The organism is Chloroflexota bacterium (genome assembly GCA_018829775.1).
Taxonomy (GTDB): domain Bacteria; phylum Chloroflexota; class Dehalococcoidia; order Dehalococcoidales; family RBG-16-60-22; genus E44-bin89.
In genome coordinates this window covers 1-5610 of the sequence record JAHJTL010000118.1, presented here as the reverse complement: position 1 = coordinate 5610, position 5610 = coordinate 1, and the positions used below count along the sequence as shown (strand labels likewise).

9 protein-coding genes are annotated in these 5610 nt (G+C 47.9%); 6 read left to right on the top strand and 3 right to left on the bottom strand.

The genetic code is table 11. From position 1 onward, the window contains the following. The 5 genes from KKD83_11615 to KKD83_11595 all read left to right on the top strand — a co-directional run. Nucleotides 1-422, top strand: a 422-nt coding sequence (locus tag KKD83_11615) for an NAD-binding protein (GenBank protein MBU2536789.1), incomplete at its 5' end; no start/stop codon positions are given. Nucleotides 423-455: 33 nt separating this feature from the next. Further along, entirely contained in the window at nt 456-950 is a 495-nt protein-coding gene (locus KKD83_11610; GenBank protein MBU2536788.1) for a VOC family protein, read from the top strand. A gap of 105 nt (nt 951-1055) precedes the next feature. Continuing rightward, nucleotides 1056-2000 (top strand): 3-keto-5-aminohexanoate cleavage protein, encoded by a 945-nt coding sequence (locus KKD83_11605; GenBank protein ID MBU2536787.1) that lies wholly within the window; start codon nt 1056-1058, stop codon nt 1998-2000. A 133-nt stretch (nt 2001-2133) separates the two neighbouring features. Then, on the top strand, nt 2134-2967 hold the full coding sequence (locus tag KKD83_11600; GenBank protein ID MBU2536786.1) for an SDR family oxidoreductase: 834 nt from the start codon (nt 2134-2136) through the stop codon (nt 2965-2967). A 103-nt stretch (nt 2968-3070) separates the two neighbouring features. Continuing rightward, nucleotides 3071-3490, top strand: a complete 420-nt coding sequence (locus KKD83_11595) for a VOC family protein (protein ID MBU2536785.1) — start codon at nt 3071-3073, stop codon at nt 3488-3490. Between the two features lie 235 nt (nt 3491-3725). On the opposite strand, the gene KKD83_11590 is transcribed toward KKD83_11595, so the two are convergent. Then, nucleotides 3726-3866: a hypothetical protein gene (locus KKD83_11590; GenBank protein ID MBU2536784.1), complete on the bottom strand. Its 141-nt coding sequence runs from the start codon at nt 3864-3866 to the stop codon at nt 3726-3728. 238 nt (nt 3867-4104) lie between these two features. On the opposite strand from KKD83_11590, the gene KKD83_11585 reads away from it, so the two are divergent. Continuing rightward, nucleotides 4105-4410, top strand: a complete 306-nt coding sequence (locus KKD83_11585) for a hypothetical protein (protein ID MBU2536783.1) — start codon at nt 4105-4107, stop codon at nt 4408-4410. Between the two features lie 140 nt (nt 4411-4550). Here KKD83_11585 and KKD83_11580 read toward each other — a convergent pair whose 3' ends face one another. Both KKD83_11580 and KKD83_11575 read right to left on the bottom strand, forming a co-directional pair. Then, nucleotides 4551-5273, bottom strand: a complete 723-nt coding sequence (locus KKD83_11580) for a hypothetical protein (protein MBU2536782.1) — start codon at nt 5271-5273, stop codon at nt 4551-4553. 135 nt (nt 5274-5408) lie between these two features. Further along, a partial coding sequence (locus tag KKD83_11575; GenBank protein MBU2536781.1) for a hypothetical protein occupies nt 5409-5610 on the bottom strand: 202 nt, incomplete at its 5' end.

Here is a 5610-nt window from a genome sequence, read left to right as displayed (position 1 = left end):
TATTCGAAGCGATGGGGAAGAACATATTTTATCTTGGCAGTGCCGGAATGGGAGAGACTTGCAAGCTGGTAAATAACTTCCTGCATATTCTCAATTTAGCTGTTCTGTCAGAGGGAATTGCGCTGGCTCGTAGAGTTGGTCTTGAAACCGAGACTCTTATCAATGTAGTTAGGGTAAGCTCAGGTGGTAGCTGGGCAGTGCAGAATTGGGACTTGGTACAAGAGCTCGTGAAGGAATATTGTGAAGGCAAGAAGGGGCCACTTTGGTTGGGAATGCAAAAGGACATGGCATTGGTGTTGAAAATGGCAAAAGATGTGGGGCAGCTTGTTCCTATTGCTGGACTGTGCTCCCAACTGGATGTCTTCCGATTCTTTCCTGGGGTTGAGCGGTCATTTTATGACTACGGCCTTTCGGTGAAATGATATCTGATGGTAAAGAGATTAGGAGGAGTTAACATGAAGAAAAAAGGAATAGGAGAGCTACTAACAAGGTTCCACCACATGGGGGTAATAGTTAAGAACCTGGACGAGGCTGTTGAATATTATCAAGCTCTAGGTATAGGGCCATTTGGACCCTCGAATTTAGTTCATCTAGACAGAATAGTTTATGGTAAGCCTGCCACTGATGTTAAAAATTTAGTAAAAGCAACGAAGTTGGGGCCAATAGGGATTGAGCTAATTCAACCTGTTTCAGGAGTGTCCCCCCCGAGCAAATTTTTGGAGAGCCGAGGTGAAGGCATTTACCACCTAGCCTTCGTTGTGGATGACATCAACGAAGCAACGTCTATAATGACTGAAGCAGGGTTTAAGGTGATCTACAGTTCAAAAAATGAAGGTGGCGGTGGCATGGCTTTCTTTGACACCGACAAGGTCGGTGGTATTATTATTGAGCTGGAGGAGCTACCACCTCATCTTTCTGAAGATCCATATTGGGGCATTAAATCATGGTGAATAATTGCTCCTGTAGGATTGATTTTACAAGACGTGAATACCAGTAATACTGTTGCATCACAGTGATCGAGCTATCTAGCAGAACTCGAGATAGGGAGGTGAGATATGAGTACACAATACTCTGAGATACCGAAGAGGTTTCCTGTTGAACCGCGATGGGACCGTGAAATTGGTCTGGACATGACCAAACAACCAAAGTGGAACATACCGGATATCGTGATTATAGAAGCTGCAGTTGTTGGCCATCCAATAAAGAGGGCGACCAATCCTCATCACCCATATACCCCGGATGAGATAAGGAAAGAAGCCATTGAGTGCATAGAAGCTGGAGCTTCAGCTGTACACTTCCATGCCCGTACGGATGAGGGAGACCCTGAAGGTGATACGAGTGAGTATATTGAGAAACTACGTCTCATTATAGATCCTATCAGAGAAAAGTATGGTGACAATATAGTTATAGGCGGCTGTAATGTACTGCCCACTTTTAAGGAGGAGGAGGCTCTTATAAAAACGGGACTGTTTGAGACTTCGCCAGCAAATGCCTATTATTGGAATCACAGCAAATTGTTACAGGCTGAAACCCGAATGATGCAGGAATACGGAGTCAAGCCACAGATTGCGCTTAATGGCGATAGTGACCTAAACAGGGCCAAACAATGGTTGATAGACCCAGGAATTCCAGAAAAACCGTTATATTGGATTTATCTTCCAAGCTATACTACCGGTAGTACCCCCATGCCTAACGAATTTGCAATGGTTGAGAGTCTGATGTGGCAAATTAGACGCATAAGGGAGATTGACCCGGCATCTGTTATCATGATATGTGGTTCAGGGCGCGCTTCTTCATATCTGGCAACTACGGCCATGTTGCTGGGTGTGCATGTGAGAGTTGGCATGGAAGATACAATTTATAGGTGGCCACACAAAGATGATAAACTTGATAGCAATGTCAGAGTAGTTGCTGAGATGGTTGGCATAGCTAAGGCCCTGGGCCGAAGGCCAGCTACAGCAAATGAGTTTCGGGCATTGGTGGGTTTACCTACACGCTAGCGCACCTATTCTTTCCCTATATTCTGCTAATTGAAGGAAGAAAGCTGATCTAAGCCGTTTCTCGTTTTTCTTCATTAACCTGTCATCCATGCACCAGTGCTGTCTTGATTCTTGGTAAAAATAAGGAGCTAAGATGAAACTCGAGGACAAAGTAGCCATTATAACCGGAGCCGGCAGAGGAATCGGGGAGGGTATTGCCTATTGTTTTGCTGAGGAGGGAGCTGACTTGGCTCTCTGCTCACGAAGTTTGGCTGAGGTGGAGGAGGTTGCTAAAAAGATCAGGGCAATGGGCCGAAAAGCTCTACCTGTCCAAGCTGATGTTACACGATTCCACGATGTGCAGCAACTGGTTCAGAGCACCCTAAATACCTTCGGCAAGATAGACATACTGGTCAATAACGTTGGTGGCGGCCGCAGTGAGGCTGGCGTAGGTGGCGGGGCCGTAAGTAAAAGAGGTTTTAGTATTCTCGACCTCACCGACGATGATTGGGATGGTTCCTATGAAGTCAATCTTAAGTCGCAAGTATATATGTGTAGGGCGGTCGTACCACATATGAAAGCACAAAAATCTGGTAAAATCATAAATGCCTCCTCAATCTCTGCGAAAACTGGCGACCCCTATCGAATGCCTTATAGCTCTATGAAAGGAGCAATAATAACCTTCACTTGGGCGCTGGCTAAAGAGTTAGCCAGTGATAACATCAATGTCAACTGTATCTGTCCTGGGCTCATATATACCCCGGCCTGGGAGGCAGGCGCCACAACACTTTGGCAGAAAGTCCCCCGTTATCAAGAGTTGAAGACGCCCGAGGAAGTCTTTCAGGAATATGTAAAGAGACTTGTGCCGCTCGGTAGAGAACAGACTGCAGAAGATATCGGCCGCGCGGCCGTTTTTTTGGCCTCAGAAGACGCCAAGAACATCACCGGCCAGACGATAAACGTCGATGGCGGTATAGTAATGGACTAGCTCTCTCGCCCAATCGCGGGGACGACTAGGTGCTACACGGTTATTTTGCGATATTACTACGACTAAACCGCTTGCCTTCATAATTGTAGAGAAAGGGAGAAATATGGAGAAAAACTGGAAACTACATCACATAGCAGTAATTGTAAGGGATATAGACAAGGCTGTTCAGTATTATCAATCCTTGGGTATAGCCACAGTCGGGCGCGAGGTCATATTTCCAGAATCAAAGCCCAAAATTAGAGCCAAGTTCGTCGAGGTTGGATCGATACCCATTGAGTTTATTCAGCCTCTCGAAGGAGAATCATCAAGGTATAAGGAATTTCTGGACAGTAAAGGCGAGGGCGTTCAGCATATCGCCTTCGCCGTGGATAACCTAGACGGGGAAGCGGACAAGCTGGTCGATAAAGGGGCCTCGATTATAGTTAAAGGCAAAGCACCGGCTGCCTTTGGCAGTATCTCTGCTCACTTTGACACCCGTCAGGTTGGTGATTTTGCCATACAGTTGATACAGGAAGCAGAATAGCTGACCTAAAATATTAACTTGCAACCAGTGATTGTACCACTTCTCAAGCTGGAGTTGCCGGTATAATAGCCTCTGGGTTAGGCTGCTTATAACAGAAGATATCAACTGGTTATACCTAAACCGTCCATACTGAACAATAGCTTGAGATGTGTGATCAGGCAAAATAAAAGGCTGGACATTCCGATACCGGGAACATCCAGCCCCTCTGAATTCTGTCGGCTATATGGGCGTTGACCTAGGCCTTACCGATTCTGAATACTTTCGTGCCACAGGTCGGGCAGACGCCCTGGGTTGCCGGTTTGCCGTTCTTCATGGTGATGCTTTTGGCATCCTTTATTTCCTTCTTAGCCTTGCACTTCACGCAGTACGCTTGCATCTGATGACCTCCCCCTTTCACATTTATTATGATACGATAGACCATTCGTGACTGCCGTGTCAAGCATCAGCCAATTGAACCTTCTGGCGTTAGATGGTGGAACAAAGTCATCTCTGTCCGACACGGACTGAAGGCCGCCTGGTAAACGATGCGTATTGTGGCTTGAAAGATAGGAATGTTATAATTTTGTGATGTATACGATGGGGACCAGGCGTCCTACACTTGGAGGTTAGATGGTATGACTAGCTTGGCCGTGCGCAAGGAAACCCGTGGAGAAATAGCGGTGGTGAAGCTGGAGCGTGTCCAGGTCATTTGCCCTGCTTGTGGACAGCAAGTTGAAGCTGTAGCCAGAGACGGGCGGATTAAAGGATACTGTGCAGTTGCTAAACAGTCCGTAGATTTTCTCATTGAAACACAGCGTGTGCCCATAGGCAAACATCCCATAGATGAGACTAAGGCTAAAATATCTGCGGCACTTACACCGGGTAGGGATAGCAGAGGGCACTTCGTTAAGGGTAATGTGCCCAAGAATAAAAAGGTGTAAAGGGCTAGGGTTATCCGCCGTTATGCACAAAAAAAGCTGGGGATTTCTCCCCAGCTTCTCTTACCATTCTCACGTTACCAACATGAGCCTCCGTTTTTTGGTGATAATACCCCCTTTCAGACTGGGCTTTTACGCCAGTCCTATACCTTGTATTCCACTCTAAACTGTCTAATCAACTTCCAATCATAGCCTGATAGCTGTTTCCAGTCCCCGTATAGCAACTTGCGGATAGCTTCCCTCATCTTTTCGGGGCTATTGTTGTAGTGGTCTTTAGCATCAAGCCAGGCGTCCTTGTCCACTCTCTTCTTGTCGGGAATGGTCTGTATCATCTCCGTCTCGTAGCCTTCCTCATCCTGGATGACACTATTCAGGCTTACTGAAAACACCCTTTTCCACCTTTTCTTCTGGTGGTAGAAGCGGAGGCGGGTATATTGGGCTACCTTTATGGCCCCCCATTTGGTCAAGGTTCTCCCTTGCTGGCGGTATATCTCGGCAACTTCAAGTACCCTCATAAGGATGTCCTGTATCAGGTCTTCCTTGTCGGGATAGTCCACTTGCCAGGCGAGGTTCCTGGCAATCTTCGCCCATTCACGATAAGGCTCTGGTAGCCTATCGTAGGACAGGGCTTCCCCATCGTCCTCCCCGCTATACTGCGCCTTGTGGGACACTTTGGAGTTTAGCAGGGCAATCTTGCCTGTCCCTACGCCGTGATTACAGTTCGGGCAAAGGACTAGGGTGGGGTTGCCTGGGTTATGCCGATAATCTTCGGATGCCTGGTCGGGTATCCTCTCCCGCTCCCGCTTCCCGCATACCTGGCATACAGTGTGGTGGCTGCCTCTATGCGTGAAGTAGGACAGTTCCATGTAATCCCCCTTCCCCACGCAAAAAGGGGGTATCCCCACCCCCGCACAGGGCAGGAATACCCCCTGAAAAAGACAAAAAGAGGCGGGTTACCCCCGCCCCTCTTTGCGTTGGCTGTTTTGTTTGGTCAAGCGTTCTTAGGCTACGGCTACTTTTTCCCTCTTACGGCTACGCTTCGGCTTCTCGGCTTTGACAACCGCCTCGGCTTCGGATACCGCTTCGGTTGCCTCGGTGTCCTCTGGCTCTGGCTCGGCTTCCGCTTCCGCTTCGGCTTCTGGCTCGGCTTCTGGCTTCGGTTTGTCCCCTACCATCATCGGCATGATAACAAGCTGGTAACCG

What these genes read in the sequence shown, in the direction of transcription:
- KKD83_11610 (MBU2536788.1), top strand. Translation starts at nt 456, where the DNA reads ATGAAGAAAAAAGGAATAGGAGAGCTACTAACAAGGTTCCACCACATG.
- KKD83_11600 (MBU2536786.1), top strand. Translation starts at nt 2,134, where the DNA reads ATGAAACTCGAGGACAAAGTAGCCATTATAACCGGAGCCGGCAGAGGA.
- KKD83_11605 (MBU2536787.1), top strand. Translation starts at nt 1,056, where the DNA reads ATGAGTACACAATACTCTGAGATACCGAAGAGGTTTCCTGTTGAACCG.
- KKD83_11590 (MBU2536784.1), bottom strand. Translation starts at nt 3,866, where the DNA reads ATGCAAGCGTACTGCGTGAAGTGCAAGGCTAAGAAGGAAATAAAGGAT.
- KKD83_11595 (MBU2536785.1), top strand. Translation starts at nt 3,071, where the DNA reads ATGGAGAAAAACTGGAAACTACATCACATAGCAGTAATTGTAAGGGAT.
- KKD83_11585 (MBU2536783.1), top strand. Translation starts at nt 4,105, where the DNA reads ATGACTAGCTTGGCCGTGCGCAAGGAAACCCGTGGAGAAATAGCGGTG.
- KKD83_11580 (MBU2536782.1), bottom strand. Translation starts at nt 5,273, where the DNA reads ATGGAACTGTCCTACTTCACGCATAGAGGCAGCCACCACACTGTATGC.